The sequence below is a fragment of the Dyadobacter sp. CY351 genome (assembly GCF_021502625.1).
GTDB classification, from domain to species: domain Bacteria; phylum Bacteroidota; class Bacteroidia; order Cytophagales; family Spirosomataceae; genus Dyadobacter; species Dyadobacter chenhuakuii.
Window position 1 is genome coordinate 82970 of sequence record NZ_JAKFFU010000016.1, and the last position, 20561, is coordinate 103530.

Consider the following 20561-nt stretch of genomic DNA (forward strand, 5'->3'; position numbering starts at 1 on the left):
AGTGTTTGCTGATTAATACTCTGCCGCCGCGCAACGGCCGTCGGTATTTCATCCTGCGGGATTTGACCCGAATGGACATTATTTGTCCTAAACTCCCACAAACACAACGTATACAGTCTGGGGAAATAGGTGCACGAGCAGTAACTTGTAACGCTTATTAAAGCCTGGAACAGGGTTTTTAGCTCTGTCTTGAAACTTGATGAACACAAAAATGGAAGAGAACCCTCGTAAAGGAAATATATTCAGATATATCGCTTATGCCCTCATTGCTGCTGCTGTGGTTGGTTTTGGAATATACTTTTTGACCCCTAAAAAACTGACGGCTGCGGAAGGAAAGAACATGGTCTTGTTTATTGATAATCAAATTATTGACATTGACCGGAACATGAAAAGCGACATGTCGAAGGCGGATATTGCGACCCGGCTTTCATGGCATAAATCGAACACTTCGCTTTATAACGAGGTGAAAGGCAGTAAGGATAAAGTTATTAAGCCCAAGGTGGATACATTGGAAACAAAGATCATTCAGATCCAGACCAAGGAATTTCCGTCGATGCGAAAAGCTTATGCCGATTCCAAAAAAGAAGTGCTCGGAACCCAGCAGATTACCATTGCAACGTCCGGCCCGAAAAACGATACATTGATTTTCAACGGTGCATTGTTTGGCTCGGAAAAAAGCAAGGACGCGTTTTTAGATAACATTAAGCCTATTATCCAGGATCTTCGCTTCAAAAAGGTGGTTTACAAATGGTCGGATAAAGATTCATCAGACTATAAGGTCAGGGCGAAACAGGACGCGGAAATCTAAGGTTACTCCACGGGCGGGCTTTCTTTTTCGGGCGTGTTCGGGAAAAGATATTTAGTGACGACCAGGAAGAATGTGGTAATGTTGACGGTCGCTGTCGTGATCAACGCAATAAGGACAGCATCGGAAAGCTGGAAGTTGAAACTAATGTATTTAACTCCGGTGCGCAGGATGGGGTCAAGGAAATTGTAGCAATACACTTCACCAAGGCCATTTAACCACACGATTAGAATCACCATCACCAGCCACACGGAAACCATCCAGAAAATATATTCGGCGTATTTTTTCCGCTCCCGGATATTCTGGGACAAGCCTTCCAGACTTACCTGTTGAAGCAGCGTAAGGAAGGTTTTTTCACTAATATCTTGTTCTGTTGATTCCGGCGATGCAGCGGTTACCCAGTTGCGTAACGTATTTCTGTCGACCGACAGCTTTGACTCAGACAGCCGGGATTGGGGATTTGATTTGCTGCTCAAAATAATTTCTAATCAGGTTATCGTCAATTACACCATTCTCTCCAACCTTCTTATAAGTAACATCCCAGGGCGAATTCGTCGCGTGGGACCAGTTTGATAACGTGATGGCATCAACGTCTTTTGTAATTTCCCAGGTGTTGTTAATCGCTTCAATGGCCGAGGGCGACAGTTCAGAAAAAATGGCCAGTGGCTGCGAGTTAACAGTGATCGAAGTTTTCTCTATTATAGGCGAATTGCCCCATTTTTTGTAAAGCTGATAGATCGTCGGCACAACCGGCCCGAATTTCCACGCCAGAAATTTCTCCCGGATCAGCGGATCTCCATTATTCAATGCCAAATGCAGCCCATGCGCGAAAAAGACCATTTTCTGCAACTTCATCTGCGTCACAGGATTATTTTCCTTTACGCCAAGGTTTACAAATTGCCCGGCTATTAAAACAGACGAATACATAGTGAATGTGAGGTTATTAAAATCATATTGAATATACGCAATGTACACAGTATCAGCACAAATAAACGCACCAAACTTGAAAAAAAGTTTATTTAAATGCTGCAACGGACATTCCTAAGTCACTATTAGAACCGAAACGGGAAGGAAAAGTGACCTTTTCTTAACCATTAATTTTAGTTTTTGATGAAATGTTTACTAATATAATTTTTTTGTCTTACCTTTGCAAGCCCAAATTAGGGGTAGACAGAGATTTATAGCGCAATAATTTGATAATGAGATGAAACGTACCTTTCAACCATCGAATCGCAAGAGGAGAAACAAACACGGTTTCCGTGAAAGAATGTCCACTGCAAATGGGCGTAAAGTAGTAGCTGGCCGCCGCAAGAAAGGCCGTTGGAAACTGACAGTATCAGACGAAAAACGTCATAAGCAATAATTCAGGTTCGAGAACTTGAAAAATACATTTGGTAAAAATGAACGCTTATGTAGCCCCCGGGTAATCGGACGGCTGTTTCAAAGAGGTAGCACGGAGGTCAACACGTTCTACCTTTTTCCTTTTAGGGTGCTTTATATTATTGATAAAGAGGCTCCTACTCCCCTTCCGCAGGTTTTATTTTCTGTTTCCAAAAAGTCTTTCAAACGGGCGGTCGACCGGAATCTCATCCGTCGCCGCTGCCGTGAAGCTTACCGCCTGAACAAGGCGTCGCTCCTCGCATTATCCACGGAATCAAGACCTTCCTACATTGCTTTTTTGTATCTTGCAAAAGAAATAACATCTTACGACGTTATTGAAACGGCCATGAAGCAATCGCTCAAAAAACTCGAAAAGTTGCCCCGGCCCGTTCAAAAAAATCAAAATTCCTGAACATACATGAAAAAGTATTTTCGCTCCTTCTGGCTGGCCATTCCGGTGGTAGCAGGGATTGCCTTTTTTTCGTTTAAAAAAGACGACCGCTTATTCGAAATCGCGCGCAACCTGGACATTTACGCCACATTGTTCAAGGAATTGAATGCTTATTATGTGGACGAGATCAATCCCAACCAGCTCATTAAGACCAGCATAGACAATATGCTCCGCTCGCTGGACCCATACACGGTATATTACGCCGAGGATGACATTGAGGATTACATGACGATGACCACCGGAAAATACAACGGCATCGGCGCGATCATCAGTTCGGCGGAAGGCAAGCATACGGTGATGATGGTTTATGAAGATACACCCGCCCAAAAAGCCGGATTGCAGCTCGGCGACGAAATCGTAAAAATTAATGGCGTAGACCTTTCAACGCGTGAGGATTTTGACACAGGAAAATTGCTGAAAGGACAAACCCAATCCAATGTAACGCTCACATTAAAGCGTTACGGCGCCACCAAGCCCCTCGAAGTTTCCCTGAACCGCGACATTGTAAAGGTGACCAATGTGCCTTATTACGGCATGATCAGTGAAGATGTGGGTTACATTGACCTGAAAGATTTTACAGCAACAGCTTCCCGCGAAGTGCGCAATGCATTTCAGGAATTAAAAGGAAAAGGAATGAAATCAGTCGTGCTGGATTTGCGCGATAACCCAGGCGGTTTGCTGAATATGGCGATTGAAATCTCAAATATTTTCATTGCCAAAGGCGAAGAGATCGTTTCCACAAAAGGGAAAGTAAGCGAATGGAACAAAACTTACACCGCTTATAACCCTGCACTGGACACCGAAATACCAGTCATCGTGCTCACCAACAACCGCAGCGCTTCGGCCGCGGAGATCGTTTCCGGCGTGATCCAGGATTACGACCGCGGTGTATTGATCGGCCAGCGGACTTATGGAAAAGGCTTGGTGCAAACCACGCGTGATCTTTCTTTCAATACCAAAATGAAGATCACAACCGCCAAATATTACATCCCCAGCGGCCGGTGCATTCAAGCGATCGATTACAGCCACAGAAATGACGATGGAAGCGTTGGTAAAATCGCAGATTCGCTCATGACTGAGTTTAAAACCAAAAACGGACGTTCTGTTTTCGACGGCGGCGGCATTTTGCCGGACATTTTAACTGAAAAAGAAACTTACTCGCCACTAGCCACTTCCCTGGGCCGCAATCGTCTTTTCTTCGATTACGCAGTAAAATTCCACTTCGAGCACCCGACTATTAAACCGGCCAAAGAATTCAGTCTTTCCGACGCGGATTACGCTGCATTTACCAAATGGCTGGGTGATAAAGAATACGATTACACCACGCAGGTTGAGCGTGATCTGAATGATCTGGAAGCTTCTGCGAAGAAAGAAAAATCTTTGGAAGTAATTGAAGATCAGCTTAAAGCATTGAAATCAAAGCTGTCACATAGCAAGGATAACGATTTGCAAATCTTCAAACCAGAAATTAAAAAGATCCTGGAAGAAGAAATCATCAAGCATTATTATCTTGAAAAAGGTTTAAGAGAAGCCTCATTCAAAGAAGATCCGGAAGTGAAGGCGGCATTGGCATTGTTTAAAGAACCGGCCCGTTACAATGATCTTTTGAAAAAGAAATAAGTTGCTTGCCCTGTAATAATAATCAGCAAAGCTACTTACCCTGTCACCCTGAGCGGAGCCGAAGGGGGCGGTGCTTCCTAGGTGTAACGCCCCCTTCGACTCCGCTCAGGGTGACAGGAATTGTTAGCATTTCTGCTCCTGCCTTTCTTTAATATTATGCTCCTACTTAGTATCGACACCTCCATTCGCGGCTGCTCCGTGGCAGTTCACGAGAATTCCGTTTTACTTGCCAGCGCCGACCTGCATACAGATCGTTCATCCTCTTCCATGCTCACCACGCTCATGGAAAGTGCCGTGACTCATGCAGGTTTTACATTAAATGATCTCGACGCTATTGCTGTTGCGAAAGGCCCCGGCTCTTATACCGGCTTGCGCGTGGGCGTTTCGTCCGTAAAGGGGCTTTGTTATGCCTTGGACAAGCCGATGATTGCCATTAACACATTGGAAGCGATGGCTTTGCAGTTAAATGCATTTTATCCGGAACATTTGCTTTGTCCGATGATCGATGCACGGCGGATGGAAGTTTATGCGGCTGTTTTTGACTCGACGAATAGTTTCGTACAAGAAACGCGTGCTATAATTATGGATGAAAATTCATTTCATGAGCTGCTTGCTGAGCATAAGGTTGTGTTTTTTGGTGATGGTGCGGCTAAATGTGAAGCGTTGCTGGGAGATCATCCTAATGCTGTTTTTCCTAAGAGAGACATTCGACCTTCTGCAGTAACAATCGGTGAATTGGCGGTAAAGGCTTTTGAGAATGCGCAGTTTGAAGATGTGGCTGGTTTTGAGCCGTATTATTTGAAGGATTTTATGTCGCCACCTTCGAAAAAATCCAGCTTGCAAGCTTAGTGAAGATTGATTTCTGTTTGATCTGATAAACAAACTGCGCCTTTTTCGTGTTAGCAATTCAAGTAAAGCAAGATTAAGATGGAAACTGAAGAAATTGTAAACCGGGTTGCGGTTAGCGGCATTGTCTCGCTGGATTTGGAAGAATTATATCATCCCGGCGAGCGTGTTTTATACGATATCAAAGACAATTTGTGGCAGGGAATGATCCTGAAAGAAAAGGATTTCCGCGAATTCCTGAAGGCGCATGACTGGACCCAATATCAGGGTAAGAATGTGGCGATCATTTGTTCGGAAGATGCTATTGTGCCTACCTGGGCTTATATGTTGCTGGCTGTGCAAATGGAGCCTTACGCGAATGCGGTTATTTTTGGCGATCTGAATGCTTTGGAAGACAAATTATTTGCCGATGCCATTCAAAAGATCAATCTAAGCGAATACGAAGGCAAACGTGTGGTTGTGAAAGGATGCAGCAAGGTTAATGTTCCGATTTCGGCTTACGTTGAAATCAGCCGGTTGCTCAAAACAATCGTTCAAAGCCTGATGTTCGGTGAGCCCTGCAGCACGGTTCCTCTTTATAAAAAGCCTAAATCTTCCATTTCTTCCTCCATTGCCTGATCGCAATCAGCCTTCAATAACTTGAAAGTCATGCGGTGATAAGGGCATGGGCCGTGCAGGCCGATCGCTTTGCGGTGGTGAATGGTCGGGTAACCTACATTTGTTTCCCAGCCATAATGCGGGAACTGGCCGGAAAGTCTGGACATGAGCTCGTCTCTGTAATTCTTTGCCAAGACCGAAGCGGCTGCAATGGAAAAGTAATGTGCGTCGCCTTTGATAATGCAGGTGTGGGGGATCATCGGGTAAGGCGTGAAGCGGTTGCCGTCTACGAGCAAATGTTCTGGTTTTGTGTGCATCTTATCCACGGCGCGATGCATGGCCAAGAAGCTGGCTTTTAAAATATTAATCCTGTCAATTTCTAGATTATCCACTTCTGCAACTGCCCAGCAAATGGCTTCTCGAATGATGTCTTTTTCGAGTTCGAGGCGCTGGATTTTGGTCAGCTGTTTGGAATCGGTGAGATAGGAATGCGTAAAATCTCTTGGTAAAATTACCGCTGCGGCCACAACAGGTCCAGCCAGACAACCTCTGCCCACCTCGTCCAGCCCAGCCTCAATCGCGTCAGAATTGTAATATGCTTTCAGCATTAATCTTCAAGGATATTTGCCATAAATGTACTCTTTGTCCCGATTGCAATCAGCAGGAACAACACTGCCCAATATAAATATATCCGGTAAAAATCAGTGACATCGCGGGAAACGACGTCGCGGGATTTCACTTTTTCCAGCTGATCGATTTGTTTAAAAACGCCTGCGAGCGCACTGTTATCGGAAGCACGAAAATATTTCCCATTTCCCAGACCTGCAATATTTTTCAGCTCTGTTTCATCTACTAACGCATTCGAAACGGCTGCACTGTCTGTACGCGTTGATTTTTTTTGTTTACCTACTGAAATCGTGTAAACCTTCACCCCAAATGCATGCGCTAATTGCGCAGAAGTCGCTGGTCCAAGGTTTCCGGACGTATTATCGCCATCGCTGATCAGAATTGCCACTTTACTTTCTCCCGGCGTCTCGCGCATCCGGTTCACCGCCACAGCAAGCGCACTGCCGATTGCGGTTCCGGCAGTAGGCACCATAGCGGGGTTTATTTCATCCAAAAAACCATAAAGCAACTCATAATCAGTTGTTAAGGGACAAAGGGAAACGGCTTCTCCTGCAAAAACAATCAACCCGATGCGATCCTGCAAACGCCCTTTAATAAATTCCCTCGCAACAAGCTTGGCGGCTTCTAATCGGTTTGGGCTCAAATCTTTTTCCATCATGGAATCCGAAATGTCCAGCAACAGCATAATGTCAATCCCTTCTGAATATTGATCTGTTCTTTCCGAAATCACTTGCGGGCGGGCTAATGCGACCAGAATAAGGCAAATTCCGAGTCCTACAGAAACGGGCTGCACAAAGCGCAGCAATGTTTGCCAATCCCGCGCGCCTCTTACCGGGCTGTATGTGATTACCAGACGCTGCTTATGCTTCCGGTGCAGCGCATTGCGGAGCCAGAAAAGGATCGGGACGAAGGGTAGCAGATATAAAAAATACGGATACACCCATTCGTAAGACCGAAAGACCTCATAACCAAACCATTTCAATGAAAACCACTTTTCCATAAGTCAGATCAGGCGATGGGGCTGTCGAGGATGAATCTTCTTTTGTTGCGGTAAATCCGCGTCGCACCGCTTTTCAGCACTTCGAGCGATTCGGCCATGTTTTTGGAAATCACTTGTCCGTATATAATGCTGTCCATGTTTTTCAATGCTTCGGCCAGTGCTTCGTCAGGCATGTTGTCCACGATTTCACGCGTTGTATAGGTTGCAAAAGGCTTTTTTTCCAATCGTTCCAAATAGTTTTTCCAAACGATAATGGCCTTTTCTGCGTCCTTAATATTGTTTTTTTCCCTGGCATTCCGCATCAGACGGTTGAATGAGCGCACATATTCCAGATGCCGCCGCTGCAACTTGATGAGCTGCCATTGTTTGTAAATATCCTGCCCGAAAACCCAGTAAATGCTGCCTACAACGCCAATAATGAGTGCAATGCTGCCCAATAAAATAGAAAAGTTAAACTCACTGCTCAGTGGCAAAAGCGAGGTTTCGGGCACGAGCTTTGCCGTTTTCATCGCTTCAACGACATTGCTTTTGATTAGAAAAACAGAATCAGGCTTTGTAAAAACAGCCGTACAATCTTTCTTATTAAAAACATAAACAGGCATTTTCAAGGATTGCGAACGCGCTACGTCGAAGGAAATGAGCTGGTAAACCGCGCTGTCCAGACTGCCCCGGTCGTCTGTGCTGGATGTGAATGCTCTTTTGGAAATGATTTCAAAAGGCGAGAAATCATATAATGTGTCCGGGAAAAAAATCTCTGTTTTGGGATCGTGGCGGACGCTTAATGAGAAATAAACGGGCTTGCCTACTTCAATGCTGTCGTTCAGGAAAAGGCCCAACGGTTTTATTTTTTGACCAAAACCTGCTGTTGGCAAGAGGTTAAGGAGCAAAAACAGGGTGAAAGACGCTATGACGGATCTGACCATTTTACGACGAAGAACTGCTTTTCGTATAACGTCTCACCTTGAACAAATGGATCAGCGCGGGCACATAATCTTCCTGCGTGTTGATCGAAATATAATCCGCGCGGTTTTGGTGGCAAAGCCTTTCGAGTTCGGAACTTCGCTTGCTGAACCGGCTCGCCATTTCCTCCTTATATTGCTTGGACGACGTGTTGACCCAAACCGTGCTCTGCTTTTCGGCATCATAAAGCGGAATAATGCCCAAGCCTGGCAAATTCACTTCTCTCGAATCGTACAAATGAATGACGATCAGATCATGCTTGCGCGCTAATGCTTTGAGGTTATGCTGGTAATTATTGTCAATGAAATCGGAGATCAAAAAGATCAAACTTCTTCTTTTAACAACATTTAACGTTACCAAAATCGCCTCGGCAATGTTCGTCTTTGTGGATTCCGGCACAAGCTTGTAGAGTTCCGAAATCACGCCGTAACCGTGTTTCATGCCATCGGACGGCCGGATATAGCGCTCATTTTTATCAGAAAAACAAAGCAGACCGACCCGCGATGCTTCCTGGATCGCCGACAATGTTAACACGCCACAAATCTCCTTTGCAATGTCAATTTTCAGCTTTTTGAGCTCTCCTACTTGCTGTGAGGCACTTACATCGAGCATGAAGAAGGCCGTCTGCTCTTTGTCTTCCTTGAAAATCTTGACAAATGTGCCGTGGCCTTTGGCCGACGTGTTCCAGTCGATGGCGCGCACGTCGTCGCCATATTGATAAAGCCGCAGGTCGTCGAATTCAAGACCTGAGCCTTTGAAAACGGAGTGAAAATTGCCGTAACGCTCGCTGGTCACCGCTTTCCGCATGCGGATTTCATACTTTCTTAGCTTTCCAAGAAACTGTTCAAACATTAGTTTTGCGAAAAAATTATCACCTTTGCTACCCGGCGTATCTAAACAAAGATATACATTTTGCGTTTTATGAGGTGTCCGACAGTTAATTTCCCGAACGGATTGATCCACTTTTTGCTTGCTATGCTGCTTTTTACGAGCTGTGTAAGTGACGAAAAGCCGCCCAAGGACACATTGAGCGAGGAGGAAATGGCAAAGATCCTGACAGACATCCATCTGGCCGAGTCGCGGATCAACCGCTTGCAGCTAAGATCGCTGGATTCGTCGCTGATGATCTTCAACAAGCTCAAGAGCGACATTTGGAAAAAACATAAAGTAGATACCGTGGCTTACCGCAAAAGCTACGATTATTATATGACCCGTCCGGAAACGATGACGCGGATCTATGAAAAAGTGAACAAGAATGTGGAGATCCGGGAGAAAACAAATAATATTAAGCTCTGAAAATCACACATTTAATTTAACCCTATCACCAGTTGTGAATAACAGTATTGTAGTAATCCCTACCTACAACGAGATTGAAAATGTCGAGGCAATCATACGCAAAGTATTTAGCTTAAGTCAGCCATTTCATGTGCTTATCATCGACGACGGATCGCCCGACGGCACTGCGGCTGTGGTGAAAGAGCTCATGAAAACGTATGAAGGCCAACTTCACCTGGTTGAAAGAAAGGGAAAACTAGGATTAGGAACAGCCTATATTCACGGCTTCAAATGGGCCATGGAGCGTGGTTATGAGTATATTTTTGAAATGGATGCAGACTTCTCCCACCCGCCGGAAGATTTGATCCGCCTGCATCATGCATGCGCGGTGGAAGGTCACGACGTAGCGATAGGTTCGCGTTACATTACGGGGGTTAATGTAGTTAACTGGCCGATTAATAGGGTGTTAATGTCTTATTTCGCAGGATATTATGTGAGAATGATCACAGGAATGCAGATCATGGACCCTACGGCCGGCTTTATCTGCTACACGAGCAAAGTTTTAAAAACCATTAACCTGGATAACATTCGCTTTATCGGTTATGCATTCCAGATTGAAATGAAATTCAATTCCTGGAAATATGGTTTCGACATTGTGGAAGTGCCCATCATTTTCACAGACAGGACCAAAGGCGCTTCCAAAATGTCAAAAGGAATTTTTAAGGAAGCGATCCTTGGGGTGATTACACTGAAAGTCAACAGCTTTTTTAAGCGCTATATCCCGCATGGCCAAGTTCAGAAATAGCCAGCCAGGACATTAATCCGGTTGAAATTTCCAATGCGCTTTCGTCAATGTCGAATGTGGGCGTGTGAACGCCGGAAATGATGCCGCGTTCTTCATTGCGGGTTCCTAGTCTGTAAAAGCAGGAATCGACAACCTGTGAATAAAACGCAAAATCTTCGCCAGCCATCCAAAGGTCGAGGTCAATAACGTTTTCTGCTCCCATATAATCTGTGGCTGAACTTCTGACGCGTCTGGTAAGCTCAGGATGGTTTTTCAGGAATGGATAACCGTGCACAATTTCAAATTCGCAGCTTCCGCCCATCGCTTCGGCGATGCCTTCGGCCATTTTTTTCATTCTTTTCAAACCATCGGCCCGCCATTCTTCATCCATACAACGCCACGTTCCCTGAATGGTCACTTCATTTGGAATTACGTTGGTAACACCATCCGCAATGAATCTTCCGAATGATAGCACGGCTGGATTGGCAGGATTTCTATTCCTACTGATGATCTGCTGCAATGCAACAATGATATGCGAGGCCATTAAAACCGGATCCACCAACTGATGCGGAGCCGCTGCGTGGCCGCCTTTTCCTTTTACAGTTAAGTAAAGCTCGTCGGTGCTGGCCATGTACATGCCTTCGCGAAAGCCAATTTTTCCAACAGGAATGTTCGGCGCAACGTGCTGGCCGACCATACTCGCAGGTTTTGGATTTTCTAAAACACCTTCTTTAATCATTAAGGAAGCTCCACCCGGCGCTTTTTCCTCGGCAGGCTGGAAAACCAACTTGATCGTTCCTTCAAACTCTTCTTTTAATTGATTCAAAATCCTCGCCGTTCCTAGCAAAGAAGAAGTGTGCACATCGTGCCCGCAAGCATGCATTACGCCTGGAACGGTTGATTTGTAAGGAACATCATTGGCCTCCAATATCGGCAGTGCGTCCATGTCTGCACGCAAGCCCACGACGCGTTTTTCAGGATTCCTGCCTTCAATGATCGCTACAACGCCTGTTCCTGCAACGCCTTCTTCGGGTTGCAAGCCGATTGCTGTTAGCTCTGCCGCGACATATTTCGCCGTTTTATATTCTTCAAAAGACAATTCGGGATTGCTGTGCAGATGACGGCGGTGCGCTATAATGTCGGCGGATTGATCTTTGGCGAGGGCTTTTATTTTTTCTTGCAGCTGAGACATAATTCAATTAAAATCTATTCTGAGAGACTGATATCGATACAAATCATTCAAAGGTAACAATAAATATTGTGCAGCCCTTTTGCTAATAAGCGGCTTGATATTGAATGTTGTTCCAAAGAAAAAAGTAATTTTGACCAGATATATATCAATCAGCCAAGCACAAATGAATCAAAAGGAATTTCTAGAATCGTTGGTTTGTCCGCTTACAGGAACCGCACTAACAATCGCAGAAGACGGAAAATCACTGAAAAGTGAAGACGGAACAATATATGAAGTAGGCGATACGGGCATTGTTAACATGCTTTATCCCAAAGAGTTATTGCCAGAAGATGCCCGCGAGCAATATTTATACGATCAGGCTTTCCTTCGTTATGACAAAGGCGTTTCCTGGGTTTTTGAAACATTAAACCATTCGGACGAAGCATCGACAAGAAAATTCTTCATCGACCTGATGGAATTGAAACCGGGCATGAAAGCGCTGGAAGTGGGCGCCGGAACAGGTAAAGACTCATCATTGATTTTAGACCGCGTAAGACCAGGCGGAACAGCGGTTCTGTCCGATCTTTCTCCTAATATGTTGAAACTGGCACAGGAAAAACTCTCGACAGAGGACGTTAATGTGCATTATTTCCTTGGAAACGGTTCTTATCTGCCATTCCCTGACGACACTTTTGATGCTGTTTTCCATTTTGGAGGAATCAATACATTCTCTGAAAGAAAACGCGCATTTGACGAGCTTACGCGCGTGGTTCGCCCGGGTGGAAAAGTGGTTGTGGGTGACGAGAGCATAGCGCCTTGGTTACGGAACACGCCAACTTACGCTACATTATTAAAAGCCAACCCGCTTTTCCGTGCCGAAGTGCCTCTGGAAGACGTTCCTGCCAACATTGAGAATTTCAAGCTACATTATGTGTTTGGAAATGCTTTTTATGTGATGGAATACAGGGTTACCGCGAAAGCTCCGGAAGTGGACATTGACCTGCCGATCCCGGGCAAAGATTTCGTGGATAACTGGCGTTTGCGCGCTGAAAAGGCGGTTGATTAATCAATAACATTATCATTTCATGTGGGTTAAAAAAGGAGTTATATATAAGCCGGACGGAACATTGCCGCACAGTTTGTCGCACGCACAGGTTCCATTTGCATATAAGCACGAAGATTTTTTACGCATATATTTTTCGTCCAGAGACAAAGACGGCCAATCGCGCCCGACATTCATCGATGTAGATTACGACGATCCTAAAAAGATCCTTTACATCCATGATAAGCCGATTTTGGAACTGGGTGGTCCAGGCGAATATGACGAAACCGGTGCCATGCCTTCCTGGTTTGTAAACCGTCCGAATGGCGACATCTGGCTTTATTACACAGGCTGGAACCGCACCTGGAACTCTTACAGACTTTCCATGGGACTGGCTGTGAGCACAGACGGCGGCATATCATTCAAAAAAATGTTCGTAGGCCCGATCATGGACCGCAGCATTCAAAACCCGCTTTGGGCCGCGCAGCCTTCGGTGATGATCGATGACGACGGCACTTGGCGGATGTGGTATATTTCAGGCCACAAATGCGAATACATTCACGATTATCCAGAGCCTTTTTATAGAGGTCAGTCTGCTACGAGTAAGGACGGAATTCATTGGGATATCAGCGACATTCCGGCATTGGATTTTGACGATTTTCTGCATGCAGTAGGCCGTCCGAGCGTTTTTAAAGAGGATGGGATTTACAAAATGTACTATTCTTACCGCCACACGCGCGATTACCGCACGGATCGCAACCAGAGTTACAGACTTGGTTATGCGGAATCTGTGGATGGAACGAACTGGGAGCGGAAGGATAATTTGGTAGGGATTGCTAAATCTGATAATCCGGAGGATTTTGATTACCAAATGATCGATTATGCTAATTTTTACCAGCATAACGGCAAGAAATATCTGCTTTATAATGGCAATGGCTTTGGCGCTGCCGGATTTGCTTACGCGGTCTGGGAGGACTAAGATCTTATTAAAAGGCGGCGAAAGTCATTTATTTGATTTCAATAGAAACATAAATTTGAGAACTTATTCAGAGCCGGTTACATTATCTGACTGATTAGGTTCTCAATTTTTTTCAAACCACATAAAGTGTCATACCAATGAGCACACTTCAAGAGCAATTCAATAATGACGGCTATGTCCTTTTAAGAGATTTTTTGGACAAAGACGTTGTCAATAACATTTACACGGACGCCAGAAAAATATTCGCAACTCAAATCAAGCATGTCACAGGCAAAACGCCGGATATCGACAACCGCGATGAGTTTGAAAATGCAATGTTTGAGTTTTTTGAAAAAGACTTTAATGCGTTTGTAAACACCGGTAAAACCGTTCAGCACACATTCTCGCTGCACAGACTGGGCCTTGATCCGAAGATTGAAGACATTCTGAAACAAGTTGGTCTTTCCAGCCCAATTATCGGCGCGCGCGCTGCGATGCAGTTTAACAGCCGTTTCTTGTCAAAAGATGGCAGCAAACACTGGAAACTGGACGCACACCAAGACTGGCGCACAGGCCAGGGCTCATTGGACAGCACCGTAATCTGGTTCCCAATGGTTGATGCAGGCGCGGACATTGGTGCTTTGCAGGTTATTCCAGGCAGTCATAAAATCGGTTTGCAGGAATCAAATACATCGGGTTACCAAGGCGGGATTACAACCACATTAAAGGAAGAAGATTTCGTCCAAACCGAATTCAAAGTCGGCGACATTCTCGTCTTCTCCGCATTCCTGATACATCAATCCGGCAACAACATCACCAACAATATCCGCTGGTCCGTACAACTCCGCTACAACAACCTCGACGAGCCAACATTCATCGAAAGAGGCTATCCAATGGCATACATTTACAAGCCAGAAACGGAACTAGTAACGCCAAATTTCCCAAGCGTGGAGCAATTGAAAGAGGTTTTTAGCTGATAATGAAACTTTCCGTTTGCGTTCCTACATATAATCATGAGCGATACATTGGGCAGATGCTTGATGGGGCTTTGATGCAGGTTACGGATTTTGAATTTGAGATTGTGATTGGGGATGATGCTTCTACGGATGCTACACCTGACATTATCAGGGCATATCAGGAGAAAAATCCGGGACGGATTCGGGCTTTTTTACATTCGGAGAATCAAGGGCCTAAGGAGCCTCGGGAGTTTGCGGGTCGTAATAATGTGTTGCAATTGCTGAAAGCTTGCAAGGGCGAATATGTGGCGATGTGCGAGGGAGATGATTATTGGACCGATCCGCTGAAATTACAGAAGCAAGTCGAGTTCCTGGATGCGAATCCGGATTTTGCTATATCCCACCATAATGTTCTGGTGACCTACGAGGACGGGTCGTCAGAACATTTTTTTAATGCGCCTGATCAAAAAGCCGTTTCCAGCATTGAGGATATCCTGGAAGATAAATGGTTTATGGCCACCGCGAGCTGGGTTTACAGAAATCATTTTGTTAAACATGACTTTGCCGACTGGCACGCAAAAGCCGCTGCGGGCGACTGGGCTGTGATCATTCAATTGGCTGCGCAGGGTAAGATTGGCTATTTTCCCGAGCCTATGGGCGTTTATCGCAAGCATAGCGCGGGGCTGAGCAATGTTCATGCGAATACGAATCAAAAGTTTTGGCAGAACCGACGGGATATGTTTGAGAATGTTGGTAAATGGCTGGGCAATAGATATGATGCAGTGATCTCAAAGACATTGGCGCGCTACGATGAGCAACTATCCTTATTTGAAAAAATTGGCAGTTAAAATTAATAATCTTTAATTTGTACTGTTTTCAACATCAGCAATCCATGAAGCTAAGCGTCGTAATACCAGCATATAATGAGGAGGAATCAATTACACACACTCTTACATCGCTGCACCAAACATTAAATAAATACAATATTCCTCACGAAATATGCGTCACAAACGATAATTCCAAAGACGGAACACTTCGTGTGCTGGACGAGCTTTCGCTTCAAATCCCAACATTGGTTTACTATACAAATCCCGGCCCGAATGGCTTCGGTTATGCGGTAAGATATGGTTTAGAGCGTTTTAAAGGTGATTGCGTGGCCGTTTTCATGGCCGATATGTCAGACGACCCGGAGGATTTGGTAAAATATTATTACAAAATGCTGGATGGCGATTACGACTGCGTTTTTGGATCGCGTTGGGAAAAGGGTGGAAAGGTCATTGACTATCCTGCATTGAAAAAAGTGATCAACCGCGTTGCCAATTTTATTGTAAAAGTGGTGATGGGGATCAAATACAATGATACGACCAACGCATTTAAGCTTTATAAAAGAGAAACCATTGAAGGCATTAAGCCATTTTTAGCTCCGCATTTCAACCTGACTATTGAACTTCCCTTAAAAGCAATGGTGCGCGGTTATAATTATGCCGTTGTCCCAAATAGCTGGACAAACCGTAAATACGGGGAATCTAAGCTGAAAATTAAAGAAATGGGAAGTCGTTACTTCTTTATCTTAATGTATTGCCTCATCGAAAAATACTTCTCGCAAGGCGATTTTATGAAGAAATCTACTGCGCCTAAAAAGGAAGTCAGCCGCTAATAGTATCATTACTTGCCAATTGACAGGGAGTTACCTTTATCCGCCGGCCGTCAGCATCATTTTCTTGAACATTTACTTAATCCATTCCTGGACGAATGTCATTTTATGCGCAATGTAGGAAATGGCGAGTCCCCAGATGATAGCGCTTGCGGACATCCATAGGAAAATCGCGGGGCGCGGCACTTTGAAGGCAACGGCAAGGATAGGACCGAAAAGCGGCGTAAATAATGGTGGCGTCAGAAATGCGATGCCGATGATCCCAAAACGTTTCCAGATATTAACCGCAATGCGATTGGTCCGGCTGAATTTTTTCGGCGGTGTTTTTCTGCGTTTTTTGATAAAATCCTGAATCGCGCCGCCTACATATGTAAGTACGAACACGCTGAACATCATGCCGATAGCCGAGCAAATGGCAGTTTCAAGCCACGTTAGTTTCAGGACAACTCCTGCAATGGGCCCTCCGAAAAATTTGAGCGTACTGGCAAGGGCAACTGATAAATATTTTAGTAGGGTGGTTTTCATTTAAACTTTTACCTGTATCAGTTCTGAAGCAAAACGCCTTGTCGCCTCATTGGTTTGAACGTAGTCATCATACGTCGGGGCGGAAATGTAGGACATTTTGGCAAGGCTTTCAATGATCAGGTCCGAAATATCCAGAAATCCGATCTTATCCTGAAGAAACGCTTCTACCGCAATTTCATTGGCCGCATTGACAATACAAGCCGCATTTCCGCCTTTTTCCAAAACTTCATAAGCAATGGAGAGGTTCCTGAAAGTGTCCATATCGGGCTTTTCAAAGGTTAAGGAAGGGTAATCCATAAAATTAAACCTCGGAAAAGTCGATTTCAGACGCGCCGGATAACGCAATGCATACTGAATTGGCAGTTTCATATCGGGCAAGCCCATTTGTGCCTTAATGCTGCCATCCTCAAATTGCACAAGCGAATGCACAATACTTTGCGGGTGAACGATGACGTCTATTTGTGAAGCTTCCAAATCAAATAACCATTTGGCCTCGATCACTTCCAGGCCTTTGTTCATGAGCGTGGCTGAATCAATCGTAATCTTGGCACCCATGCTCCAATTGGGATGCTTTAATGCTTGTGCTTTGGTAACATTAGCCAAAAACGCCCGATCCTTGCCGCGGAAAGGACCGCCCGAAGCCGTTAGTATGATCTTTTCAATCTTGTTTTCTTCTTCTCCAACCAGACATTGAAAAATGGCAGAATGCTCGGAATCGACCGGGTAAATGTTTACGCCGTATTGTTTGGCTAGTGCGGTAATAAGCTCGCCGGCCACAACAAGTGTTTCTTTGTTTGCTAATGCAATGTCCTTTCCAGCCTTAATGGCGTGAATGGTAGGCAAAAGTCCGGCATAACCCACCATCGCCGTAAGCACCGTGTCAATTTCTTCCGATTCAACGACGGAAACCAGTGCTTCGATGCCGCTGTAAACTTTTATATTGAATGAGGAAAGAGCTGATTTAACCTTATCAAAATGCTTTTCATTTCCGATAACGACTTCTTTGGGCAGAAATTTCGCTGCCTGCTCGATCAGCAGATCCGCATTGTCCTGCGCGGTAAGAACGGCTACCGAAAAAATCTCGGGATTCGCCTCGATCACTTCCAGCGCCTGCGTCCCGATCGAACCTGTTGATCCAAGAATTGCTATATTTTTTTTCATTCTGATGCTGAGGTTAAATTTACTGCCGGTTGATTTTGATCAGTTCATCCGCGATTTTCCGGTCGTTGGACAATCGGGGCACTTTGTTCTGGCCCCCTAGTTTGCCATTCGCGCGCATGTAATCGATAAACGAGTTTTTGCGCAATGGCACCAGTTCCAGTGTTTTCAAAATGCTGCCTTTGATCAAATCTTTGTAATAGATGTTGAGTTCGGTAAGCTTTCTGTCGACGTCGGCCACGAATTGTTCCTTATTGTTGGGCTCGACGGCAAATTCCACCAACCATTCATGATAAGGAAGTCCGCCATTTTCGGAATTTACCATTGGCGCAACCGTAAACTCGACAACTTCAACCTCGGGATGTCGTTCCATGGCATAACGCAATGCTTTTTCTATCTCCTCCCCGATCACGTGTTCGCCGAATGCGGATATAAAATGCTTGATCCGGCCCGTTACCAGGATCTTGTACGGATTTACAGAGACAAACCGCACCGTATCACCCAAAGAATAGCCCCATAAACCCGCATTATTATTCACGATCACCGCATAATTCTGCCCAACCTTCACTTCTCCAATGGATAATCGCCGGGGATTTTCGTCGAAGTAGTTTTCAACAGGAATGAACTCATAGAAGATGCCCATGTCCAAAAGCAGCAGCAAACCATCATCATTTTGAGAATCCTGGTAGGCGAAAAAGCCTTCCGAAGCGGGATATAGCTCAATCGAATCGATCTTCTTTCCGATGGATTCAAAGAGTTTGGCGCGGTAAGGCTCGAAATTGACGCCGCCATATATGAACAGCGAAAAGTCTGGAAAGACGTCTTTGATCTTTTTCCCGGTCCTTTCGATAATCTTGTCAAAATACATTTGTACCCACGGCGGAATGCCTGATATCAGCGACATGCGCTGGTCGAGCGTTTCGTCGATGATCTTGTCCAGCTTCGTTTCCCAATCTTCAATGCAGTTCGTTTCGTAGCTCGGCATCTGGTTGGATCTGAGGTAACCCGGAACGTGGTGATTGGAAATACCTGACAAGCGGCCTGTCAGTACACCGCCTGTTTCCGTCAGGACTGGGCTTCCGGATAAGAAAATGAGCTTATTATCAAGAAATTGGGCTTTTTTGGTTTCTGCTATATACGTCAAAATGGCATTGCGGGCAGAATCAATGTGGTTGGAAATCGAGTCGCGGGAAATCGGAATGTACTTGGTTCCGGATGTTGTGCCTGACGTTTTGGCAAAATATAAGGGCTTGCCGGGCCAGAGAATGTCTTCATCCCCGTTCTTTACCTTATCAATATACTTGTGAAGGTCTTCATAATCGTGGACGGGGACCGCTTCTTTGAAGTCGGAATAGCTGTGGATGTCCTTAAAAAAATGATCTTTTCCAAACTCCGTATGAAGCGCTTTACGGACCAGATTACCCCTCCATTTTTCCTGCACTTCGACGCTCCGCGAGATCCAATCCTGTTGCTGCTGTACAATGTATCGAGCCAGCGGCTCACTCAATAGTGCTCTGATTCCCATAGTAAAAACAAAGGTACACAGGTTTTGTAAATTCTATTCTACAAGGCCGCCTAACAGGCTTTTTTGAGGCCAAAACGGCCATTAGCCGAAATTTTTTAAATGCCTTTGTTTGTGGTTATTTATCTGTAATTTTGCCATCCTGAAATCAAAGTGAGCAAAAATTTTAAAAAAATATATGGGATTGTTTGATTTTTTGACGAGCGATATAGCGATCGATTTGGGGACTGCAAATACCCTGATCATCCATAAAGATACAGTAGTTGTTGACGAGCCTTCTATCATTGCCATGGACAAAACCACAGGCAAAGTTTTAGCCATCGGACACACAGCTATGCAAATGCATGAGAAGACCAACGAGAATATCAAAACGATCCGCCCACTTAAAGATGGTGTAATTGCTGACTTTACTGCTGCCGAAATGATGATCCGCGGGATGATCAAAATGATCGATACGGGCAGCCGTTTTTTTACACCTTCCCACCGCATGGTGGTTTGCATTCCTTCCGGGATTACAGAAGTTGAAAAACGTGCCGTAAAAGACTCATGCGAGCATGCAGGCGCGAAAGAAGTATATATGGTGCACGAGCCGATCGCAGCTGCTATCGGTATTGGCATTGATATTACGCAGCCGAATGGTGTGATGATCGTTGACATTGGCGGTGGAACTACGGAAATCGCGGTTATAGCGTTGTCAGGGATTGTTTGCGAGCAATCTGTTCGCATTGCAGGTGATGTATTTACGAGAGACATTGTTGATTATATGCGCCGCGAGCACAATCTTTTGATCGGTGAGCGCTCTGCGGAATTGATTAAAATGGCCATCGGATCCGCTTCTCCTGAACTCGAAATTCCATTGGACGATTATCAGATCCGCGGCCGTGACTTAATGACCGGGATTCCAAAGGAAATCCGTGTTACGTATAGTGAAATCGCTTATTCTCTCGATAAATCAATCTCTAAAATTGAGGAAGGTGTCATGAAGGCACTTGAAATTTCTCCTCCTGAACTTTCTGCGGATATATTTAAGAATGGTATTTATCTGACAGGCGGCGGGGCGCTTATTCACGGCCTTGACCGACGCATTGCTCAGAAAACCAAGCTTCCCGTTCACATTGCGGATGATCCTTTAAAAGCCGTAGTGAAAGGAACAGGCGAAGTCCTTAAAAATCTTGAATTGTACAAGCCGGTACTGATTTCGTAGTATTGGATCGTTCACGATGTGAACAC

General features: G+C 45.0%; 24 protein-coding genes. 14 read left to right on the forward strand and 10 right to left on the reverse strand.

The annotated features are described in order from the left end of the window. Nucleotides 1–211 precede the first annotated feature (211 nt). On the forward strand, nucleotides 212–808 hold the full coding sequence (locus L0660_RS25035; RefSeq protein WP_235161878.1) for a hypothetical protein: 597 nt from the start codon (nucleotides 212–214) through the stop codon (nucleotides 806–808). A gap of 2 nt (nucleotides 809–810) precedes the next feature. On the opposite strand, the gene L0660_RS25040 is transcribed toward L0660_RS25035, so the two are convergent. Both L0660_RS25040 and L0660_RS25045 read right to left on the reverse strand, forming a co-directional pair. Continuing rightward, entirely contained in the window at nucleotides 811–1281 is a 471-nt protein-coding gene (locus L0660_RS25040; protein WP_235161879.1) for a hypothetical protein, read from the reverse strand. Further along, on the reverse strand, nucleotides 1244–1732 hold the full coding sequence (locus L0660_RS25045; RefSeq protein WP_235161880.1) for a Panacea domain-containing protein: 489 nt from the start codon (nucleotides 1730–1732) through the stop codon (nucleotides 1244–1246). Before L0660_RS25045 ends, L0660_RS25040 begins: the two co-directional genes overlap by 38 nt. 277 nt (nucleotides 1733–2009) lie before the next feature. On the opposite strand from L0660_RS25045, the gene rpmH reads away from it, so the two are divergent. From rpmH to L0660_RS25070, 5 genes are all read left to right on the forward strand, one after another. Beyond that, entirely contained in the window at nucleotides 2010–2168 is a 159-nt protein-coding gene (gene rpmH, locus L0660_RS25050; protein WP_015813300.1) for a 50S ribosomal protein L34, read from the forward strand. A 15-nt stretch (nucleotides 2169–2183) separates the two neighbouring features. Continuing rightward, nucleotides 2184–2597, forward strand: coding sequence for a ribonuclease P protein component (gene rnpA / locus L0660_RS25055; RefSeq protein ID WP_235161881.1), 414 nt, complete (start codon nucleotides 2184–2186; stop codon nucleotides 2595–2597). Between the two features lie 6 nt (nucleotides 2598–2603). Then, nucleotides 2604–4256 (forward strand): S41 family peptidase, encoded by a 1653-nt coding sequence (locus tag L0660_RS25060; RefSeq protein WP_235161882.1) that lies wholly within the window; start codon nucleotides 2604–2606, stop codon nucleotides 4254–4256. Nucleotides 4257–4412: 156 nt separating this feature from the next. After that, nucleotides 4413–5105, forward strand: coding sequence for a tRNA (adenosine(37)-N6)-threonylcarbamoyltransferase complex dimerization subunit type 1 TsaB (gene tsaB, locus L0660_RS25065; protein ID WP_235161883.1), 693 nt, complete (start codon nucleotides 4413–4415; stop codon nucleotides 5103–5105). 78 nt (nucleotides 5106–5183) lie between these two features. Then, complete coding sequence (locus tag L0660_RS25070) at nucleotides 5184–5720, forward strand: DUF2480 family protein (RefSeq protein WP_235161884.1); 537 nt, start codon at nucleotides 5184–5186, stop codon at nucleotides 5718–5720. On the opposite strand, the gene L0660_RS25075 is transcribed toward L0660_RS25070, so the two are convergent. From L0660_RS25075 to L0660_RS25090, 4 genes are read right to left on the reverse strand one after another with little or no spacing between them, the layout of a single operon-like run. Then, nucleotides 5678–6307 (reverse strand): ribonuclease HII, encoded by a 630-nt coding sequence (locus tag L0660_RS25075; RefSeq protein WP_235161885.1) that lies wholly within the window; start codon nucleotides 6305–6307, stop codon nucleotides 5678–5680. The two genes, L0660_RS25070 and L0660_RS25075, sit on opposite strands and share 43 nt — an antisense overlap. Next, the gene (locus L0660_RS25080) at nucleotides 6307–7326 is read right to left on the reverse strand and encodes a VWA domain-containing protein (RefSeq protein WP_235161886.1); all 1020 of its coding nucleotides are present in this window, start codon (nucleotides 7324–7326) and stop codon (nucleotides 6307–6309) included. Before L0660_RS25080 ends, L0660_RS25075 begins: the two co-directional genes overlap by 1 nt. Nucleotides 7327–7334: 8 nt before the next feature. Next, nucleotides 7335–8249, reverse strand: coding sequence for a hypothetical protein (locus tag L0660_RS25085; protein WP_233794663.1), 915 nt, complete (start codon nucleotides 8247–8249; stop codon nucleotides 7335–7337). A 1-nt stretch (nucleotide 8250) separates the two neighbouring features. Continuing rightward, complete coding sequence (locus tag L0660_RS25090) at nucleotides 8251–9138, reverse strand: DUF58 domain-containing protein (protein WP_235161887.1); 888 nt, start codon at nucleotides 9136–9138, stop codon at nucleotides 8251–8253. Nucleotides 9139–9207: 69 nt separating this feature from the next. Between L0660_RS25090 and L0660_RS25095 the strand changes: the two genes are divergently transcribed. Together L0660_RS25095 and L0660_RS25100 are read left to right on the forward strand one after the other, a co-directional pair. After that, nucleotides 9208–9582: a DUF4296 domain-containing protein gene (locus L0660_RS25095; protein ID WP_233794661.1), complete on the forward strand. Its 375-nt coding sequence runs from the start codon at nucleotides 9208–9210 to the stop codon at nucleotides 9580–9582. 34 nt (nucleotides 9583–9616) lie between these two features. Continuing rightward, the gene (locus L0660_RS25100) at nucleotides 9617–10366 is read left to right on the forward strand and encodes a polyprenol monophosphomannose synthase (RefSeq protein ID WP_233794660.1); all 750 of its coding nucleotides are present in this window, start codon (nucleotides 9617–9619) and stop codon (nucleotides 10364–10366) included. Here the strand turns inward: L0660_RS25100 and L0660_RS25105 are convergent. Beyond that, nucleotides 10329–11537: a M20 family metallopeptidase gene (locus L0660_RS25105; protein ID WP_235161888.1), complete on the reverse strand. Its 1209-nt coding sequence runs from the start codon at nucleotides 11535–11537 to the stop codon at nucleotides 10329–10331. The two genes, L0660_RS25100 and L0660_RS25105, sit on opposite strands and share 38 nt — an antisense overlap. Nucleotides 11538–11700: 163 nt before the next feature. On the opposite strand from L0660_RS25105, the gene L0660_RS25110 reads away from it, so the two are divergent. From L0660_RS25110 to L0660_RS25130, 5 genes are all read left to right on the forward strand, one after another. After that, the gene (locus L0660_RS25110; RefSeq protein ID WP_233794658.1) at nucleotides 11701–12582 is read left to right on the forward strand and encodes a class I SAM-dependent methyltransferase; all 882 of its coding nucleotides are present in this window, start codon (nucleotides 11701–11703) and stop codon (nucleotides 12580–12582) included. Nucleotides 12583–12601: 19 nt separating this feature from the next. After that, on the forward strand, nucleotides 12602–13537 hold the full coding sequence (locus L0660_RS25115) for a hypothetical protein (RefSeq protein ID WP_235161889.1): 936 nt from the start codon (nucleotides 12602–12604) through the stop codon (nucleotides 13535–13537). A 137-nt stretch (nucleotides 13538–13674) separates the two neighbouring features. Next, nucleotides 13675–14493, forward strand: coding sequence for a phytanoyl-CoA dioxygenase family protein (locus L0660_RS25120; protein ID WP_082217464.1), 819 nt, complete (start codon nucleotides 13675–13677; stop codon nucleotides 14491–14493). Nucleotides 14494–14495: 2 nt separating this feature from the next. Then, entirely contained in the window at nucleotides 14496–15320 is an 825-nt protein-coding gene (locus L0660_RS25125) for a glycosyltransferase (protein ID WP_235161890.1), read from the forward strand. Nucleotides 15321–15364: 44 nt separating this feature from the next. Further along, the gene (locus tag L0660_RS25130; protein WP_026629631.1) at nucleotides 15365–16129 is read left to right on the forward strand and encodes a glycosyltransferase family 2 protein; all 765 of its coding nucleotides are present in this window, start codon (nucleotides 15365–15367) and stop codon (nucleotides 16127–16129) included. Between the two features lie 72 nt (nucleotides 16130–16201). Here L0660_RS25130 and L0660_RS25135 read toward each other — a convergent pair whose 3' ends face one another. The 3 genes from L0660_RS25135 to L0660_RS25145 are packed head-to-tail and all read right to left on the reverse strand — an operon-like array spanning nucleotide 16202 to nucleotide 19334. After that, nucleotides 16202–16651, reverse strand: a complete 450-nt coding sequence (locus L0660_RS25135) for a hypothetical protein (protein ID WP_235161891.1) — start codon at nucleotides 16649–16651, stop codon at nucleotides 16202–16204. Continuing rightward, nucleotides 16652–17812, reverse strand: coding sequence for a 1-deoxy-D-xylulose-5-phosphate reductoisomerase (locus L0660_RS25140; RefSeq protein WP_235161892.1), 1161 nt, complete (start codon nucleotides 17810–17812; stop codon nucleotides 16652–16654). A gap of 19 nt (nucleotides 17813–17831) precedes the next feature. After that, the gene (locus L0660_RS25145) at nucleotides 17832–19334 is read right to left on the reverse strand and encodes a GH3 auxin-responsive promoter family protein (RefSeq protein ID WP_235161893.1); all 1503 of its coding nucleotides are present in this window, start codon (nucleotides 19332–19334) and stop codon (nucleotides 17832–17834) included. Nucleotides 19335–19509: 175 nt separating this feature from the next. Here L0660_RS25145 and L0660_RS25150 point away from each other — a divergent pair, with 175 nt between their 5' ends. After that, a complete protein-coding gene (locus L0660_RS25150) occupies nucleotides 19510–20535 on the forward strand; it encodes a rod shape-determining protein (RefSeq protein ID WP_019946014.1) in 1026 nt (341 codons plus the stop codon). Nucleotides 20536–20561 lie beyond the last annotated feature (26 nt).

Coding starts and splice junctions, on each gene's coding strand:
- L0660_RS25035 (WP_235161878.1), top strand. CDS start 212: ATGGAAGAGAACCCTCGTAAAGGAAATATATTCAGATATATCGCTTAT.
- L0660_RS25045 (WP_235161880.1), bottom strand. CDS start 1,732: ATGTATTCGTCTGTTTTAATAGCCGGGCAATTTGTAAACCTTGGCGTA.
- rpmH (WP_015813300.1), top strand. CDS start 2,010: ATGAAACGTACCTTTCAACCATCGAATCGCAAGAGGAGAAACAAACAC.
- L0660_RS25060 (WP_235161882.1), top strand. CDS start 2,604: ATGAAAAAGTATTTTCGCTCCTTCTGGCTGGCCATTCCGGTGGTAGCA.
- tsaB (WP_235161883.1), top strand. CDS start 4,413: ATGCTCCTACTTAGTATCGACACCTCCATTCGCGGCTGCTCCGTGGCA.
- L0660_RS25070 (WP_235161884.1), top strand. CDS start 5,184: ATGGAAACTGAAGAAATTGTAAACCGGGTTGCGGTTAGCGGCATTGTC.
- L0660_RS25075 (WP_235161885.1), bottom strand. CDS start 6,307: ATGCTGAAAGCATATTACAATTCTGACGCGATTGAGGCTGGGCTGGAC.
- L0660_RS25080 (WP_235161886.1), bottom strand. CDS start 7,326: ATGGAAAAGTGGTTTTCATTGAAATGGTTTGGTTATGAGGTCTTTCGG.
- L0660_RS25085 (WP_233794663.1), bottom strand. CDS start 8,249: ATGGTCAGATCCGTCATAGCGTCTTTCACCCTGTTTTTGCTCCTTAAC.
- L0660_RS25090 (WP_235161887.1), bottom strand. CDS start 9,138: ATGTTTGAACAGTTTCTTGGAAAGCTAAGAAAGTATGAAATCCGCATG.
- L0660_RS25095 (WP_233794661.1), top strand. CDS start 9,208: ATGAGGTGTCCGACAGTTAATTTCCCGAACGGATTGATCCACTTTTTG.
- L0660_RS25105 (WP_235161888.1), bottom strand. CDS start 11,537: ATGTCTCAGCTGCAAGAAAAAATAAAAGCCCTCGCCAAAGATCAATCC.
- L0660_RS25110 (WP_233794658.1), top strand. CDS start 11,701: ATGAATCAAAAGGAATTTCTAGAATCGTTGGTTTGTCCGCTTACAGGA.
- L0660_RS25115 (WP_235161889.1), top strand. CDS start 12,602: ATGTGGGTTAAAAAAGGAGTTATATATAAGCCGGACGGAACATTGCCG.
- L0660_RS25120 (WP_082217464.1), top strand. CDS start 13,675: ATGAGCACACTTCAAGAGCAATTCAATAATGACGGCTATGTCCTTTTA.
- L0660_RS25125 (WP_235161890.1), top strand. CDS start 14,496: ATGAAACTTTCCGTTTGCGTTCCTACATATAATCATGAGCGATACATT.
- L0660_RS25130 (WP_026629631.1), top strand. CDS start 15,365: ATGAAGCTAAGCGTCGTAATACCAGCATATAATGAGGAGGAATCAATT.
- L0660_RS25135 (WP_235161891.1), bottom strand. CDS start 16,651: ATGAAAACCACCCTACTAAAATATTTATCAGTTGCCCTTGCCAGTACG.
- L0660_RS25140 (WP_235161892.1), bottom strand. CDS start 17,812: ATGAAAAAAAATATAGCAATTCTTGGATCAACAGGTTCGATCGGGACG.
- L0660_RS25145 (WP_235161893.1), bottom strand. CDS start 19,334: ATGGGAATCAGAGCACTATTGAGTGAGCCGCTGGCTCGATACATTGTA.
- L0660_RS25150 (WP_019946014.1), top strand. CDS start 19,510: ATGGGATTGTTTGATTTTTTGACGAGCGATATAGCGATCGATTTGGGG.